Source organism: Cloacibacterium caeni (assembly GCF_907163105.1).
GTDB classification, from domain to species: domain Bacteria; phylum Bacteroidota; class Bacteroidia; order Flavobacteriales; family Weeksellaceae; genus Cloacibacterium; species Cloacibacterium caeni_A.
This window is the reverse complement of the sequence record NZ_OU015321.1, coordinates 2,636,250-2,651,428: the sequence shown is the minus strand read 5'-3', so window position 1 is coordinate 2,651,428 and position 15,179 is coordinate 2,636,250. Positions and strand designations below refer to the sequence as shown.

Annotated in this window: 14 protein-coding genes; 4 read left to right on the top strand and 10 right to left on the bottom strand. The window is 34.5% G+C overall.

Annotated features, from left to right (window positions below; genetic code table 11):
- Nucleotides 1–7 precede the first annotated feature (7 nt).
- Nucleotides 8–574: a DUF4252 domain-containing protein gene (locus KKQ76_RS12345; RefSeq protein ID WP_213197383.1), complete on the top strand. Its 567-nt coding sequence runs from the start codon at nt 8–10 to the stop codon at nt 572–574.
- Nucleotides 575–654: 80 nt separating this feature from the next.
- Complete coding sequence (locus tag KKQ76_RS12340; RefSeq protein WP_213197382.1) at nt 655–1,167, top strand: DUF4252 domain-containing protein; 513 nt, start codon at nt 655–657, stop codon at nt 1,165–1,167.
- Between the two features lie 31 nt (nt 1,168–1,198).
- On the opposite strand, the gene KKQ76_RS12335 is transcribed toward KKQ76_RS12340, so the two are convergent.
- On the bottom strand, nt 1,199–1,768 hold the full coding sequence (locus tag KKQ76_RS12335; protein WP_213197381.1) for a phosphoglycerate mutase family protein: 570 nt from the start codon (nt 1,766–1,768) through the stop codon (nt 1,199–1,201).
- Nucleotides 1,769–1,932: 164 nt separating this feature from the next.
- Between KKQ76_RS12335 and recA the strand changes: the two genes are divergently transcribed.
- Nucleotides 1,933–2,931, top strand: a complete 999-nt coding sequence (gene recA / locus KKQ76_RS12330; RefSeq protein WP_213197380.1) for a recombinase RecA — start codon at nt 1,933–1,935, stop codon at nt 2,929–2,931.
- Nucleotides 2,932–3,063: 132 nt separating this feature from the next.
- On the opposite strand, the gene KKQ76_RS12325 is transcribed toward recA, so the two are convergent.
- From KKQ76_RS12325 to KKQ76_RS12305, 5 genes are all read right to left on the bottom strand, one after another.
- A complete protein-coding gene (locus KKQ76_RS12325) occupies nt 3,064–3,378 on the bottom strand; it encodes an MGMT family protein (protein WP_213197379.1) in 315 nt (104 codons plus the stop codon).
- 335 nt (nt 3,379–3,713) lie between these two features.
- Nucleotides 3,714–4,691 carry a deoxyhypusine synthase family protein gene (locus KKQ76_RS12320; RefSeq protein WP_213197378.1) on the bottom strand — a complete coding sequence of 326 codons (978 nt, stop codon included), beginning with the start codon at nt 4,689–4,691 and terminating at the stop codon, nt 3,714–3,716.
- A gap of 339 nt (nt 4,692–5,030) precedes the next feature.
- The gene (locus KKQ76_RS12315; protein WP_213197377.1) at nt 5,031–5,177 is read right to left on the bottom strand and encodes a hypothetical protein; all 147 of its coding nucleotides are present in this window, start codon (nt 5,175–5,177) and stop codon (nt 5,031–5,033) included.
- 98 nt (nt 5,178–5,275) lie between these two features.
- Nucleotides 5,276–5,668, bottom strand: a complete 393-nt coding sequence (gene arfB / locus KKQ76_RS12310) for an alternative ribosome rescue aminoacyl-tRNA hydrolase ArfB (RefSeq protein ID WP_213197376.1) — start codon at nt 5,666–5,668, stop codon at nt 5,276–5,278.
- 2 nt (nt 5,669–5,670) lie between these two features.
- Nucleotides 5,671–6,714 carry an AMP-binding protein gene (locus KKQ76_RS12305; protein ID WP_213197375.1) on the bottom strand — a complete coding sequence of 348 codons (1,044 nt, stop codon included), beginning with the start codon at nt 6,712–6,714 and terminating at the stop codon, nt 5,671–5,673.
- Nucleotides 6,715–6,928: 214 nt separating this feature from the next.
- On the opposite strand from KKQ76_RS12305, the gene KKQ76_RS12300 reads away from it, so the two are divergent.
- Nucleotides 6,929–8,160 (top strand): IS3 family transposase gene (locus KKQ76_RS12300; RefSeq protein ID WP_246501297.1). Its coding sequence is split into 2 segments (ribosomal slippage): nt 6,929–7,277 and nt 7,277–8,160, totalling 1,233 coding nucleotides; the frame shifts between segments, so codons are not numbered across the junction.
- Between the two features lie 123 nt (nt 8,161–8,283).
- On the opposite strand, the gene argS is transcribed toward KKQ76_RS12300, so the two are convergent.
- The 4 genes from argS to KKQ76_RS12280 form a co-directional block, all read right to left on the bottom strand.
- Nucleotides 8,284–10,062, bottom strand: coding sequence for an arginine--tRNA ligase (gene argS / locus KKQ76_RS12295; RefSeq protein ID WP_213197374.1), 1,779 nt, complete (start codon nt 10,060–10,062; stop codon nt 8,284–8,286).
- Nucleotides 10,063–10,143: 81 nt separating this feature from the next.
- Complete coding sequence (locus tag KKQ76_RS12290) at nt 10,144–10,650, bottom strand: hypothetical protein (protein WP_213197373.1); 507 nt, start codon at nt 10,648–10,650, stop codon at nt 10,144–10,146.
- Nucleotides 10,651–10,713: 63 nt separating this feature from the next.
- On the bottom strand, nt 10,714–12,165 hold the full coding sequence (locus tag KKQ76_RS12285) for a SusD/RagB family nutrient-binding outer membrane lipoprotein (protein ID WP_213197372.1): 1,452 nt from the start codon (nt 12,163–12,165) through the stop codon (nt 10,714–10,716).
- An 11-nt stretch (nt 12,166–12,176) separates the two neighbouring features.
- Complete coding sequence (locus KKQ76_RS12280; protein ID WP_213197371.1) at nt 12,177–15,179, bottom strand: SusC/RagA family TonB-linked outer membrane protein; 3,003 nt, start codon at nt 15,177–15,179, stop codon at nt 12,177–12,179.

The window sequence follows — 15,179 nt, the reverse complement described above, 5'->3', positions numbered from 1 at the left end:
TAATACAATGAAAAATATTATCACATTCCTATTCCTCCTGTTTTTGCCAGTGTTTGCTTTGGCTCAAACTGAAAAATTAGATGCTATTTTTGAAAAATATCAAGAAGCAGAAGGCGTAACTTCTATTAAGATTGCTAAACCTATGTTTAGATTGCTCAATAACATTAATATTGATGACTCAGATATGGACAAAATTAAACCGCTCATCAGTAAAATGAATGGTTTAAAAATCCTCATCATGGAAAAACCTGAAAAAGCCGAAAATCCTACTGCTGCTCAATTAGCTGCCATCAATGAAGCTAGTAAAGTAAAAAATGAAATTCTAGCTGCTGTAAAAAATCTGAAATATGATGAACTCATGACACTAAACAGTAAAGACAATAAAATCAAGTTTTTAGCAGCAGATACAAGTTCTAATTTACTGAATAACATGCTATTAACCATTTCTTCTGATGATGAAAACATCTTGATGATGTTAGACGGACAAATCTCTATGGACGACGTTTCTAACTTGATTAATGACGTTCAAAAAGAAGACAAAGCACCTAAAACACCAGAAAAACAAAAAAAATAAACGCTGAAATCGCCATTGTAAAATAGAGTTTTAGAAAATGGCGATTTTCTTTCAACCATTGTCAACTAAAATTAACACCTATGAAATCATTTCTAAAACTTATAGCAATTTTTACCATTTTGGTCTCTCTGCAATCTTGCATTGTAAGTGAAAAGTCTCTCTACAACGAAGAAACAAAAGGAAACGCAACCGTTACCAAAATAAATGTTCCGATGTTTATCATAAAACCTTACATCAAAAAAGCATTAAGAGAAGACGGTGAATCAGAAGAGGTAATTCGCCTTATCAAAAAAATCAGAAAAGTAAAAGTTTACACCGTACAAAATGCTTCTGATAAAATGGTTGCTCAGTTTTCTAGACAATCTTTTGGTAGCAATTTACAAGAACTGATGAGCGTAAACAGTAAGGATTCTAAAATTAAAATTATGTCTGCAATTACAGATTCAGACACTATGATTAAGGATTTACTGATTACCGTCAGAGATGACAAAGAGCTGGTCTATGTAAAAGTTTTAGGAAAACTTTCTTTGGATGACATCTCAAGAATCGCAGAATTATCTAAAAAGAATAAAGATACCGTAGCAAATAATTAAAATAAAAACTGCCCTTTTTGAGGCAGTTTTTTTAGTATAATAAATGATAAACTTTCAATTTTTTATCATTTTCAAAAAAATTGACAATGTAAATGTCATTAAATTTTTCGTCTGGAATATCTTTGAACAAAGTTTGCTGAATTAATTCATTGAGCAAAACTGGGTTGGTGTTAGAATGTCCAGAAATAATATTGACTCCAGTATTTTTAGTCAAATCCTTTTTCACAAATTCAGGAATTTCTTTTGGATTGTAAATCTTCAAATCTAATTTTTTCTCTAAAATCAAAGGTTCTAATGTTTCTCGAGTTCTGAAAAAATCGGTACTAAAAGCATTCTGAATTTTTACTTTTTTGAATAGTTGAGCTAAATGTTTTGCCCTTTCTTTTCCTGCTTCAGAAAGATGAGGATTTTTGCCATTATTTTCTTTCTCTCCATGTCTTACAATAATATAAACCAAAGCTTTTTTATCAATGCTTTGCTTTATTTTTCTAGAAGTAGCCTTACCTACAAAAACAGTATCTACTTTTTGCTGTGCAAAGGTCAAATTAAAGCTGAAAAGGGAAAGTAAAAGGAGAAATGAAGCTCTTTTAATTATTTTCATGATGTAAAATTATTTTACAAATCTAAAATAAAATTTTAAATCAGCTTACACGACATATTTTGTCGCATAACTGTTTTATCTTTGTCGGAGAAAAGAAGAAAATAACGAAATTTTCTTTCTAGGTATAAACAAATTAATTGTATTTTTGATAAAATTTAAGAAAAATGAGCAGTATAGACGATAAGAAAAAAGCACTCGCATTAGTCCTCGAAAAAATGGATAAAACCTATGGAAAAGGTACCGTTATGAAAATGGGAGACAGTGCAGTAGAAGAAGTAGAAGTAATTCCGAGTGGTTCGCTTGGTTTAGATATTGCTTTGGGAGTTGGCGGTTATCCAAAAGGTAGAGTCATCGAAATTTATGGCCCTGAATCTTCTGGTAAAACCACACTTACCATGCACGCAATTGCAGAATCTCAAAAAGCGGGAGGAATTGCAGCTTTCATAGATGCAGAACACGCTTTTGATGCAGTTTACGCTAAAAAATTGGGAATTGATGTAGAAAATTTAATCATTTCTCAACCTGACAATGGTGAACAAGCATTAGAAATTGCAGATAATTTAATTCGTTCTGGAGCGATTGATATTGTGGTAATTGACTCTGTTGCAGCATTGACTCCAAAAGCAGAAATTGAAGGAGAAATGGGCGATTCTAAAATGGGATTGCATGCAAGATTAATGTCTCAAGCTTTGAGAAAATTAACAGCAACGATTTCCAGAACAAAATGTACGGTGATTTTCATCAACCAATTAAGAGAAAAAATTGGCGTAGTATTCGGAAACCCTGAAACTACAACTGGTGGAAATGCACTAAAATTCTATGCTTCGGTAAGAATTGATATCAGAAGAAGTGGTTCACCAATAAAAGTAGGCGAAGATGCAGTAGGAAACCGCGTGAAAGTAAAAATTGTGAAAAACAAAGTTGCTCCACCATTTAAAAATACAGAATTTGATATTATGTATGGAGAAGGAATTTCTAAAGTTGGCGAAATTCTAGATTTGGGTGTAGAATTTGACATTGTTAAAAAATCTGGTTCTTGGTTTAGCTATGGTGACACGAAACTGGGACAAGGTAGAGATGCCGTGAAAGAATTACTAAAAGATAATCCTGAACTTTTAGAAGAATTAGCTGAGAAAATAAAAGTGGCTATTAAAGAAAAATAATATTTTTTTTAGATACAAAACCGGCGCGAGCAAAGCTCGCGCCGGTTTTTTTTAAGAATACTGCGGCAGCTTCGCTGCCGCAGTATTCTTATCAATATTAAATTAAAATTAACAAAAGTAGAGTTTCCACTTTTACAAATTAATTTCTTCTAAAGGATTCCAAAAAATATTTTTAAAATTCTGAATTTTATTTCCTTTCACTTCTACTCCTTCTTTGGCTAACTTTTCTGTAAATTTTGGAATACAAGTTTCCGCAAAAATAATTCCACAAGCGCTACAAACTCTATGCGCTGGAAAATCTTCATCATAATTCCTCAAAGCATTTCCTACATGGCGAGAATGATTAGGAAAACCAACTGCTTTAGCAATTGCTCCATAAGTTGTAACTCTACCGATCGGAATCATTTTGATGATTTCAAAGACTTGTTGTTTGAAGGTTTCGTTCATTTTTTTGATTTTAGATGTAAGATTTCAGAAATCACATTAATTCAAAGATAAAATATTTTATGAATTTTTAATTTGAGCATTTCTGCAAACTCAATATAAATCAGTGAGTAATGATTGTTTTCAAAATTTTTAAATCTTCAAACAAAAACCGAAAAGTGAATTGTAGCCCCGATTGAAGCGACATCCTTTTTCTTTTTTCAAAAAGAAAAAAATAAAGCGAAAAGCGGGACTGAATTTTCAAAAAAATTACAAATCTTTTTGCTCCAAAATAAAAAAACGCCCAAAATAATTTGAGCGTTTATATAACTTTCAGCTTCTGACTTTCGTCTTCAGCTTTATGAATTTTCTAAAATATATTTGAAAATTAATGGTGCACAAATTGTAGCATCACTTTCAACGATGAATTTCGGTGTGGTGATATCTAATTTTCCCCAAGTAATTTTTTCGTTCGGAACAGCTCCAGAATATGAACCATAAGAAGTGGTAGAATCTGAAATCTGACAGAAATAGCTCCAGAACGGAATGTCGTGCATTTCCATATCCTGATATAACATTGGTACAACGCAAATCGGGAAATCACCTGCAATTCCTCCTCCAATTTGGAAGAAACCAACTCCTTTTCCACCGCTGTTTTTTGGATACCAATCTGCTAAGAACATCATATATTCAATTCCAGATTTCATAGTAGAAGCCTTCAAATCTCCTTTAATACAATAACTTGCGAAAATATTTCCCATCGTAGAATCTTCCCAACCAGGTACTACAATTGGTAAATTTTTCTCAGCAGCAGCAATCATCCAAGAATTTTCTCTTGGGATTTCATAGTATTGCTCTAGAACTCCAGAAAGAATCATTTTGTACATATATTCGTGTGGAAAATATCTTTCTCCTTTAGAATCTGCATCTTTCCATATTTCATAAATATGCTTTTGCAATCTACGGAAAGCTTCTTCTTCTGGGATACAAGTATCGGTAACTCTATTTAAACCTCTTTCTAGCAAATCCCACTCTTCTTGAGGCGTAAGATCTCTGTAATGAGGCACTCTTTCGTAGTGAGAATGCGCTACCAAATTCATTAAATCTTCTTCTAAATTCGCTCCTGTACAAGAAATAATATCCACTTTGTCTTCACGAATCATATCTGCCAAAATCTTTCCCATTTCTGCGGTTGACATTGCTCCAGCCAAAGTAATCATCATTTTCCCGCCATCTTTAAGGTGTGCTACATAACCTTTTGCAGCATCTACCAAAGCAGCAGAATTAAAATGCAAATAATATTTTTCTATAAATTCGGTAATCGGTTTATTGCTCATTTTTATAAGAATTTTTGCAAAGATAAGAAATAAGAGCCAAGTAAAAAGTAAAAAGTAAAAAGTAAAAATTTTATAAAAGCAAGCCGTTTTATACTTCTTTTCACTTACAGTCCCGCTTTCACGACTCGCTTTTTTAGAAATTTTTGCCAAACCATTCCTCTAAAAAATTTCTAAAAAGAGCTCAAACAAACCGTTCAATCGGGGCTAGAAATCACTATTCGTTTTTCTTTCCACTTTTCTACAATATCCTTATATCAATCCTTCAAGGATTTAGAATCCTTGAAGGATTATTTACTTTGAAAAAAATCGACGCTCGCTTCGCTCGCGCCATTTCAAATTTTAATCCAAAGAATTGATTAAAATATAATATCGAAAAGCCAAAACTCCTTTTTGGAATTTTGTAAGTTTCGTTGGGTCAAGATTGCTGTATTTTGGGAGAAATTTTTTATTGAATCGGTTAACAATTCTAAAAACTGACTTTTTCATATTTTTTTATTTGTATCGCTCCAATGGAGCTTCCAGCTAAACGTTATTTATAATTTCTACAAACCTTTGATTCCTATGGAACCAAATCTTATCATTTCTTAAAACCTAAATTTTCTATTTTCTTTCTTCTCAGAGAGTTTCTTTTTGCTTTCTAGGCGCTTTTCTACTTTTACTCGACTTGGTTTGGTTGCAATTCTTTTCTTAGGAACGATGAGCGATTTATTCACCAATTCCTGAATCTTTTCAATCGCAATTTTTTTATTTTGCAGTTGTGTTCTGCTTTCCGAAACTGTAGTTTGAAGAATTCCTTCTGCATTAATTTTGTTTTTAAGCTTCAACAAAATTCTTTCTTTTTCACTTTCTGTAAAAACTGCAGAATCTTCTAACTTCCATAGTACTGTTACGGAAGTTTCTACTTTGTTTACATTTTGTCCGCCACTTCCGCTACTTCGGGAAGTTTTGTAAGAAAGTTCGTGCTGGAAAGATTTCATTACTAAATCAATTTTAAAATTTCTTTCCTTAAAATCTTTCCATTTTCAGCTCTCGGAAATTTCTCTAAAAATAAGATTTCTTTCGGAATATGAAACTTATTCTCAAATTTGAGATTTGAGATTTGAGATTTGAGTCTTCGACTACGCTCAGACTGACAACTTTCACTAAACAATTCATCTTCAATTACTAACACCAATTTTTCGCCTAAAGTTTCATCTGGTTTTCCAAGGAAAACTAAATCTCTATCAATATGTTTTTTAACTAAATTCTCTAATTCTTCAGCAAAGATTTTCACGCCACCTGAATTAATCACATTATCAAATCTCCCTAAGAATTTGAATTGCTTTTCATTCAGCAATTCTACAATATCATTGGTTTGCAAAACTTCTGGATTAAGTTTTGGTGCGAAAATTTTCAAACAGTTTCTTTCATCTACAGAAATTTCAACATCATTAAAAATCGTAAAATATTCTTCCTGAATTGGTGAAATCTGCTTCAAAGCAATGTGAGAAAGCGTTTCGCTCATTCCGTAAGTCTCGTAAATTCTAGTGGGAGAATTGGAGAATTGGAGAGTAGTAGAGATTTCATTTTTCAACTTTTCTGAAACGGCTGCTCCTCCAATGATGAAATTTTTGATGAAATGAATTTTATTTAACGAATTTTGAACTTGCAACGGTGTCATCGCACAGAAGTCTATATTTTGTGAAATTTCAGGAGCGGAACTTGGTTCAGAAATAATAATTTTCAATTTTCTTTCGATAGCTCTCACCAACATCATTTTACCCGAAATATACTGAACTGGCAAACAAAGCAAAGCTGTATCTCCTTCTTTCAATCCTAAAAAATCGCATGTCATTTTCGCAGAGCTGAGCATTCTTTTTTTTTCGATTTCAAAGACTTTCGGAATTCCTGTAGAACCCGAAGTTTGAACCGAAACGGTTTTAGAATCTAAAAACCATTCTTGCAAAAACTGAAGAACTTTTTTTTCAAATTCTGTTCTTGGAAGAATGTTTTTTATATCAAAATTTTTGAAGTCGATTTGCATTTTCTCTCGCTGATTTTGCTGATGGAGCAGATTTATTATGTTTTAAAAACTTATGTGGTAAAGTTAACGATTTTTTGCGTGAGGGCGAAGGCAATTGTTGGAGCTCTTTTACGGCGGCGGCGAAGCCGCCGCCGTAAAAAGCGACTTGCCGAAGACCGACCTTTTGTTTTTTGATGACCCGTCCTAAAATAAGTTTACACCCAATAGACTTATTATGGAAAATCGAGAGAAGACAGTAGAAAAGCGTACACAACAAGATTACACAATGGCTTTTAAATTAGGTATTGTAAGCCGTGTAGAAAAGGGCGAATTCACTTACAAACAGGCACAACAACATTACGGTATCCAAGGTAGAAGCACCGTTTTGGTTTGGCTCAGAAAATATGGTAATTTAGATTGGAGCAAACCCACCATTCATACCATGTTACAATCCAAAGAAACACCCGCCGAAAAGATTAAAAGATTAGAGAAAGAATTAGCTGATGAGAAACTGAAAACCAAAGTTCTCAATATGATGATTGATATCTCCGACAAGCAATACGGCACACAGATCCGAAAAAAGTTTACGCCCAAACAGTCAGACAACTCCAAGAAAAAGGATTGAGTTTATCCAAAATCTGCAGATTGTTTGGGATAAGCAGACAAGCCATTTACCAGCAGCGCCAAAGATTATGTGTTCGGGAAAAAGAATTGGAGAAAGTTAAACAATTCGTTGAGGAGATTCGTTTAGAACAGCCCAGAATAGGAACAAGAAAACTTTATTATTTGCTTAAAAATAAGTTCAAGCTTGAAAAGATAAAAATAGGCAGAGATGCGCTGTTCAATTATTTACGAAGAGAAAACCTGCTTATTTATCCTAAGAAAAGATATACAAGAACAACTTTCTCCAAACACTGGCTCAGAAAACACCCCAACCTTTTGAAAACGACTTGCCTAAAAAGAAAAGAACAGGTATTTGTAAGCGATATCACTTATATAAAAACCAAAACGAATGTCTGTTATTTATCTTTGGTTACGGATGCTTACAGCAGAAAAATAATGGGTTACGAATTAAGTGAAAATATGAATGCTGAAAATGTAGTCAAAGCTCTGAAAATGGCCGTTAAAAACAGAACAACACATCTTCCGCTTATTCATCACTCAGACAGGGGATTGCAATATTGCTCAGAAGTGTATCAGAAAGTACTTGTTGAAAACAAAATAAAACCCTCAATGACAGATGGCTATGATTGTTATCAAAATGCTTTGGCAGAAAGAATAAACGGAATATTGAAGCAGGAATTTTTAATTTATAAATGCAAAAACATTCAGGATTTAAAACAAATGGTTAAAGAAAGTATTTATATTTACAACAACAAAAGACCACATCTTAGTCTGAAGATGAAAACCCCGGAAACAATCCACAAAAAATCCGGAAAATCAATATCTTCCGGATTGGTATTTTAATGTAAAACTTGTAAACCTATTTTAGGATTAGTCATGAAGTGAAAAACCCTTTCTGCATTTTAAAATGCAGAAAGGGTTTTGTGATGGCGAAAACAAAAGGGCACGCCATTATTTTTACAGAAATTACATTCTGTTTACCACATTAATTCCCAATAAATGTAAGGATTTTTTGATGGTTTTTGCTGTTAAATCTGAAATTTGGAGTTTGAATTGCTTAGCGTTTTCGTCATCCAAAGTCATTACAGGATTGTTTTGATAGAAAGAGTTATACGTTTTCACCAAATCATACACATAATTGGCAACTTGAGCTGGACTTAATGTTTCAGCTGCTTTTTCCACAACATCTTTAAAATTAGACAATTGCATAATTAATTCTTTTTCAGAAGCATTTGGTTGATAATTTCCAAAATCTGCTTCTGCAAAATTTGCTCTATTCAATAAAGACTGAATTCTAGCATACGTGTATTGAATAAAAGGCCCCGTATTTCCATTGAAATCGATACTTTCTGCAGGATTGAAAAGCATTTTCTTTTTTGGGTCTACTTTCAGCATAAAGTATTTCAAAGCGCCTAAACCTACAATTTCGTAAGATTTTTCTTTTTCTTCGTCTGAGAGACCTTCTAATTTTCCTAATTCTTCAGATTTTTCTTTAGCGGTAAGATACATTTCTTGCATTAAGTCATCTGCATCTACTACTGTTCCTTCTCTGGATTTCATTTTACCTTCAGGCAATTCTACCATTCCGTAAGAAAGGTGATACAATTGATTTGCCCAATCGTAACCTAACTTTTTCAGAATTAAAAACAATACTTGGAAGTGATAATCTTGTTCGTTACCAACAGTATAAATGAGTTTCTGAATATCGTTTTGTTTGAAACGTTCAACGGCAGTTCCTAAATCTTGCGTCATGTAAACCGAAGTTCCATCGCCACGAAGAACGAGTTTTTGGTCGAGACCATCTTCCGTTAAATCAATCCAAACCGAATTATCTTCTTTTTTGAAGAAAACACCTTTAGCTAAACCTTCTTCGATGATGTCTTTTCCTAAAATATAAGTATTGCTTTCGTATTGAACTTGATCGAAATCTACGCCCAATCTTTTGTATGTTTCGTTGAAACCTGCATAAACCCAAGAATTCATCTTTTCCCACAAGTCTCTGACTTGCTTATTTTCTTGCTCCCAATCTAGAAGCATCTTTTGAGCTTCAAGAATTATTGGCGCTTGTTTTTTTGCAGTTTCTTCGTCTAAACCTTGCTCTTTGAGTTCAGAAATTTGGGATTTATAATTTTTATCAAATTCTACATAATAATTCCCAACCAATTTATCTCCTTTTAAACCAGTCGTTTCTGGAGTCTCCCCTTTTCCAAATTTTTCCCAAGCGAGCATTGATTTACAAATATGGATTCCTCTATCATTGATGATTTGAGTTTTTACCACATTGTAACCTGCTTCTTTAAGAATTTGAGCCACCGAAAAACCTAAAAGATTGTTTCTGATGTGACCAAGGTGCAAAGGTTTATTAGTATTCGGTGAAGAATACTCTACCATTACGGTTTCGTTCTTTGGAACTACTTGATCGAACTTTTCTTTGGTAGATTTGAAATTTTCTAAAAAGAAACTTTTCTGAATGGTAAGATTTAGGAAACCTTTCACCACATTGTAGCTTTCCACAAAATTGGACTGCGTAGAAAGAGCGTCACCCAGTTCCATAGCGATATGGTCCGGACTTTTCTTTAAAACCTTCACAAGAGGGAAGGTCACGATTGTAAAATCGCCTTCAAACTCGGATTTGTTTTGCTGTACCTCAAGTTTGATGGAATTCGGAGGATTCACATCATCGATCTGAAAAACCGATTGAATAACCTCCGCGATTTTATCTTCAATTATATCTTTAATATTCATGTTATAATTTTGAATGACAAATATACGGAAATAAAAAAACACTCCGAAGAGTGGTTTAGGAAATATGGATAACAGTGGTTATTAATCATTCAATCGGATTTCACCTAAATATAATAGGGGCAATTGTTTTGGACCTTCGATAGAAGCATCAATGATATTGTTTTTATTAACTTCCATTTTAATTAGGTTAATTTCCTTTTGATCATTGAGGAAAAAATTTATTAGGATATTTCCATTGTCTAAATCTTTTCGTGCTACAGTAAAATCATAGGAAGTAAATTCTAACCGCGATTTTTTTAATGTACTTGTGTTTTCATCCAAAGGAAGATTGACCACCAGTTTTTTATGATTGACGATAACGCCGATTTCTTCTGAAGCACTTACCGGTAGGTTGGAAGAGAGTATCCGGCCTGTCCCTGCGGGAGCACTAAATGTTTTTCTGCTATCGTACTTGGTAACAATAAACTTAAAGTCATTGCTATATACCTTCGCTTTCAAATCTTCATATGAAAATTTATTGGTAGCACATGATATGGTTGTGAAAAATAATAACAACAGGAATGCTAAATTAATAACTCGGTTTCTCATATATATAATTTTATGTGAATTTATAAAAAAAAACCACTCCGAAGAGTGGTTAAAAAATATTTTTTAGTTTTTATCCCAAAATACTTTTGAACTATAGATATCGCCTCCAGGGATTTTAGTGGAAGCTGCTTCAACATTCGCAGCATTATTATTCTTTTCATTAAGTGGGTAAGGCATTCTTCTTACCAATCCATATACTGCGGTTGGAGCTGGAGCTAGAACTGGGTAGTCTAGTCTTCTCCAGAAATACCACGCTTCAAAGCCTTTGTTGTACATTGCAACCCATGCAGCTTCTCCGATTGATTTTTTCCAGTTAGCAGCATCATAAGGATGAGCAAGTAGGAAAGCAGCAGCAGCAGCATCAACATCCCATTCTTCCATAGAAGCAGTTACCGCATCTGCATAATAATCAGCAGCAGTTCCACCTACAGAGTATCCTCTTGCAGCAGCTTCAGCCAACATGAATTTTACGTTCACATGATCAAAAATTTGACCTGGAGCATCACGTTTTTTAATACGATCTGCAACTTTAGAGAAGTTTGCGTAAGTATTTAATAAACCATAATTACCACCTTTATAGGTTCCATCTGGTGCAGGAGTAAAATATTCCGGAACTCTTGGGTCGTTGTTTGCTTTCATGAAGTTCACTAGAACATTTGATGGTAAAAAGTCATTTCTTCCATTAGCTACCAAGTTCAAGTACACTGGGTTAGAGAAAAGCGCATTATCAAACTGGAATTGGAAATTATCCCCTTCATCAGTGATTACACCATCTGCATAAGCACTTTCTACAAGAGATTTAGCTTGAGCTGCATTAGTGTCAGCTAAGTTTAATCCCATTCTTAATTTAATGGTGTTCAGAACCATTTTCCATTTATCCATATCACCTGCGTAATAAGGGTCGGAATAACTTGGTAAGCTCGGATCAATCGTTGACTGTACAGCCGCGATTCTTGCAACTAAATCGGTATAGATTGTAGCAGCATCATCATATTTTGGTTGCAAGTTAAGGTCGGTTGAATTTGATTTCAATGCTTCAGAATATGGCACATCTCCAAATGAGTCAACCAATGTTGCCCAAGCATAGATAGATAGGATTTCTAAAATTGCTTTTTTGTTAGCTTTAATTTTAGCTTGATCTGCAAGACTATAAGTAGAATTTTCTTTTTCCGATTGCAAAAACTCTTTTGCTTTTGCTAATGGTCCTAACACTTCTCTGTATGTATTATTCCAATAATACTGATTTTGATTTCTTTGCTCAAAGAAATAATTTGTTTCAGAGGTGTAAGTTGTTTCTGTCCATTGCTGAGTGAAAAATCTGGTGATATTTTCATTAACGCTGGGAGACACATGTGCATTTGCTAAATAGTACGAAACCGTTGATACAAGGTTTTCGGTAGGTACAACGCTAGGGTTTTTAGGATCAACATTTAAAGCAGAAATGTCTCTCTCACACGAAGTGAAACTCGCTGCCACAAGTGAAAGAGCCCCCAGTAATTTTATTATTTTTTTCATTTGAATTCTTTTTAAAATTTAATATTAACATTGAAACCTATCTCTCTGGTAGTTGGTAATACCCCGATAGAGTTTCCTCTTGATCTTAAACCGCCACCAACTCCAGCTTCTGGGTCAGCATATGGTAAGTTTTTGTGGATAATCCATAAATTTCTTCCTACTAATGATAAGGTTACATCTTCTAGGAAAGTACTTGCGATCACTGTTTTAGGTAAAGTATATGACACGCTAGCTTCTCTTAGTTTCACATAAGACGCATCATAAATATAACGACTGTTTGGTGCATTAGTATATCCTTCTGGCTGATAGCTATAGTAATTATTTGCATTTAACTGCGGGTTGCCATTAGCTCTGTATCCACCTACTATTAAAGTGTTCGGATTTCCATCTGCAGTTACACCTGGCAAAATAACTCCGTTTGGACTTCTCCATTCTGGGCTTACTGTATCAGCATATAAACCACCGGCATAGCCATACCATAAATCAGTGGAGAAAGTATCACCTCCTTGTTGTACATCAACCAAGAAACTTAAACTTAAACCTTTATAGCTGAATGTGTTTCTTACACCTCCGGTCCAATCTGGCGTAATGTTACCAATTACTTTTGGACTTGATTTTGCCCAGAATCCGCCTCCTACGCCATTTGCGTTTGGTGAAGTTACTACTCGCTGTCCATTTTCATGATACACATAATCTGTACCTACTAGTGTTCCAAATGCTTGGCCCACTGTCGCATTTAAGGATACCCCTCCTTGGTAATTTCCAAGGTTATAGTTATCTACACCATTTAGATCAACCACTGTATTCTTATTTTTTGCCCAGTTGGCAGTAATATCCCAAGTAAAGTTAGCGCTTTTGATAGGAGTTAAGTTTAATGCAACTTCAACCCCTTCGTTATCAATTTGTCCTGCGTTGAATACCATTGCGTTGTATCCTGTAGCATTTGAAATTGGTAAACTAATAATTTGATCAAATGTTTTAGACTTGTAATACGCTACATCGATACCTACTCTTCGCTTAAAGAATTGTAATTCTGTACCAAATTCGTATTCTTTTGAACGCTCCGGTTTTAGCTCAGGGTTTCTTAAAGTATTTGAAGTGTCGAATAATACAACACCATTGTAGATACCAGGGGTGGTGTAAGTATTAAATAATTGGTATGCAGATGTTGCACCTCCTACTACAGCGTAGTTACCTCTCAATTTCCAGAAGCTTAACCAATCTTGTTTGATTAAGTTGGATAGAATTACGGAACCTGAAACAGACCCATAACCAAATACTTTATTACTTTCTGGTAAGGTTGAGGATTTGTCAACACGGTAAGTACCATCAACATAGTATGTATCCTTGTATCCTAACGATGCAGTAGCATAAGCACCCGCTGTTACGATTTTCCCTAGAGTTTCACTCATTGGAAGGATTGATTCGTTAGAGTTAGCGATGGAATATAATCCTGGGATTACCAATCCGCCTTCTGTAGAAATATATGTGCTTGAATTAGTGTTTCTTCTTACGTTTGCTCCTACAAGACCGGAAATATCTAATCCATCTGCAAGGTCAAAACCATAGTTTAAGTAAGTGTCAAAATTCAACTCAGTATTTCTGATATTTTGTCTTGAATATCCTGAAGATGCAGGGTTTCCTGATGCGCCCCAGTCCCTAGCAACTGATCCTGATGCCAATCTGTTTTCAATTAACATATCCATTAAGTCATAAGACAATTTGGTAGTTAATCCTATTTTTTTAGAGAAATTATAAGTTAATGAAGCGTAAGAAAAATTTCTTGTTCTGTCATCACTTTGATAACTTTGGTATCTCTGGAAGTACGGGTTATCCCAGTAGTAAGGAGTCAAATCATCATAAGAATGCCAGTTCCATGTTACGTTCTGTCCTGTTCTGAAATAAGCATCTCTTTGTTTATAAAGATCGGTATCAACGTTCCACCATTGTCTGAAAGCTGACATTTGGTTATCTGAATATCCTGTCTCGTTTCTACCTTTGGTATCTTGCAATGTTAAACTGCTATAAACAGACGCGGTTAACTTATCTGTGAAATCATAATTGAATTTTGCAGAAACCGTATTTTTTCTTAATTCAGAATTAGGAAGAATACCATTCATTAATTGATTTGAGTAGTTAAGCAAAATGTTAGACTTTTCTCCTGCTTTCTGTAATGAAATAGTATTAGTATAAGTTGTAGCAGTTTCGAAAAAGTCAACCGGAGTGTGTTCTCCAGCTCTATATGGACTCAACTTATTGTAGTTAGGTGAAGTTGGGTCGAATGAATCCCAAGTATAAACCAAGCTGCCATCGTACTTCGGTCCAAAGGATGCGTCATCACTAAAGTTAGCATAGCCATCTTCGTTAAAGTAGTCACCATACCCTCCACCATATTGGTTTTGGTATTTAGGGAAAGTACTTTTGTCGATAGTACCAACGCTTACGCCACTATTTAACGTAATTCCCCAACTTGTATCGTTTTTACCTCTTCCGGATTTTGTAGTGATCACAATTACACCATTGAGACCTCTTTCCCCATAAAGAGCAGATGCTGCTGCACCTTTTAACACGTTGATGGATTCGATATCTTCTTGGTTGATATCAGATAAGTAGTTTCCGTAATCATATTGTCCTGAAAGAGATGAGTTACTTACTGGAGACCCATCGATAACAATTAAAGGTCCACCACCACTAAGTGATTTGTAACCTCTGATTACCAAATTTGAACTACCACCAAAGTTGTTGTTCGTATTTACTTGAAGACCTGCTACCTTACCAGAAAGTTGCGCTGCAATGTTTCCGGTGTTTGTGGTCCCGTCTGTAAGAGCATCGCTCTTAATTTCTTGAGATGAGTATCCCAAAGCTTTTTTCTCTCTTTTAATACCCAAGGCTGTTACTACAACACCTTCGATATCTTTAGTTTTAGTGGTGTCAACTTTACTTTTTTGTGCATAAGACACAGTAAAAGAAGCAGAAAGAACAACAGCTAAAACGCTTTTTGTTAGTTTCTTCAT

Bases quoted from the DNA above. Each gene is read 5' to 3' on its own strand.
- KKQ76_RS12345 (WP_213197383.1), top strand. From the start codon at position 8: ATGAAAAATATTATCACATTCCTATTCCTCCTGTTTTTGCCAGTGTTT.
- KKQ76_RS12340 (WP_213197382.1), top strand. From the start codon at position 655: ATGAAATCATTTCTAAAACTTATAGCAATTTTTACCATTTTGGTCTCT.
- KKQ76_RS12335 (WP_213197381.1), bottom strand. From the start codon at position 1,768: ATGAAAATAATTAAAAGAGCTTCATTTCTCCTTTTACTTTCCCTTTTC.
- recA (WP_213197380.1), top strand. From the start codon at position 1,933: ATGAGCAGTATAGACGATAAGAAAAAAGCACTCGCATTAGTCCTCGAA.
- KKQ76_RS12325 (WP_213197379.1), bottom strand. From the start codon at position 3,378: ATGAACGAAACCTTCAAACAACAAGTCTTTGAAATCATCAAAATGATT.
- KKQ76_RS12320 (WP_213197378.1), bottom strand. From the start codon at position 4,691: ATGAGCAATAAACCGATTACCGAATTTATAGAAAAATATTATTTGCAT.
- KKQ76_RS12315 (WP_213197377.1), bottom strand. From the start codon at position 5,177: ATGAAAAAGTCAGTTTTTAGAATTGTTAACCGATTCAATAAAAAATTT.
- arfB (WP_213197376.1), bottom strand. From the start codon at position 5,668: ATGAAATCTTTCCAGCACGAACTTTCTTACAAAACTTCCCGAAGTAGC.
- KKQ76_RS12305 (WP_213197375.1), bottom strand. From the start codon at position 6,714: ATGCAAATCGACTTCAAAAATTTTGATATAAAAAACATTCTTCCAAGA.
- argS (WP_213197374.1), bottom strand. From the start codon at position 10,062: ATGAATATTAAAGATATAATTGAAGATAAAATCGCGGAGGTTATTCAA.
- KKQ76_RS12290 (WP_213197373.1), bottom strand. From the start codon at position 10,650: ATGAGAAACCGAGTTATTAATTTAGCATTCCTGTTGTTATTATTTTTC.
- KKQ76_RS12285 (WP_213197372.1), bottom strand. From the start codon at position 12,165: ATGAAAAAAATAATAAAATTACTGGGGGCTCTTTCACTTGTGGCAGCG.
- KKQ76_RS12280 (WP_213197371.1), bottom strand. From the start codon at position 15,179: ATGAAGAAACTAACAAAAAGCGTTTTAGCTGTTGTTCTTTCTGCTTCT.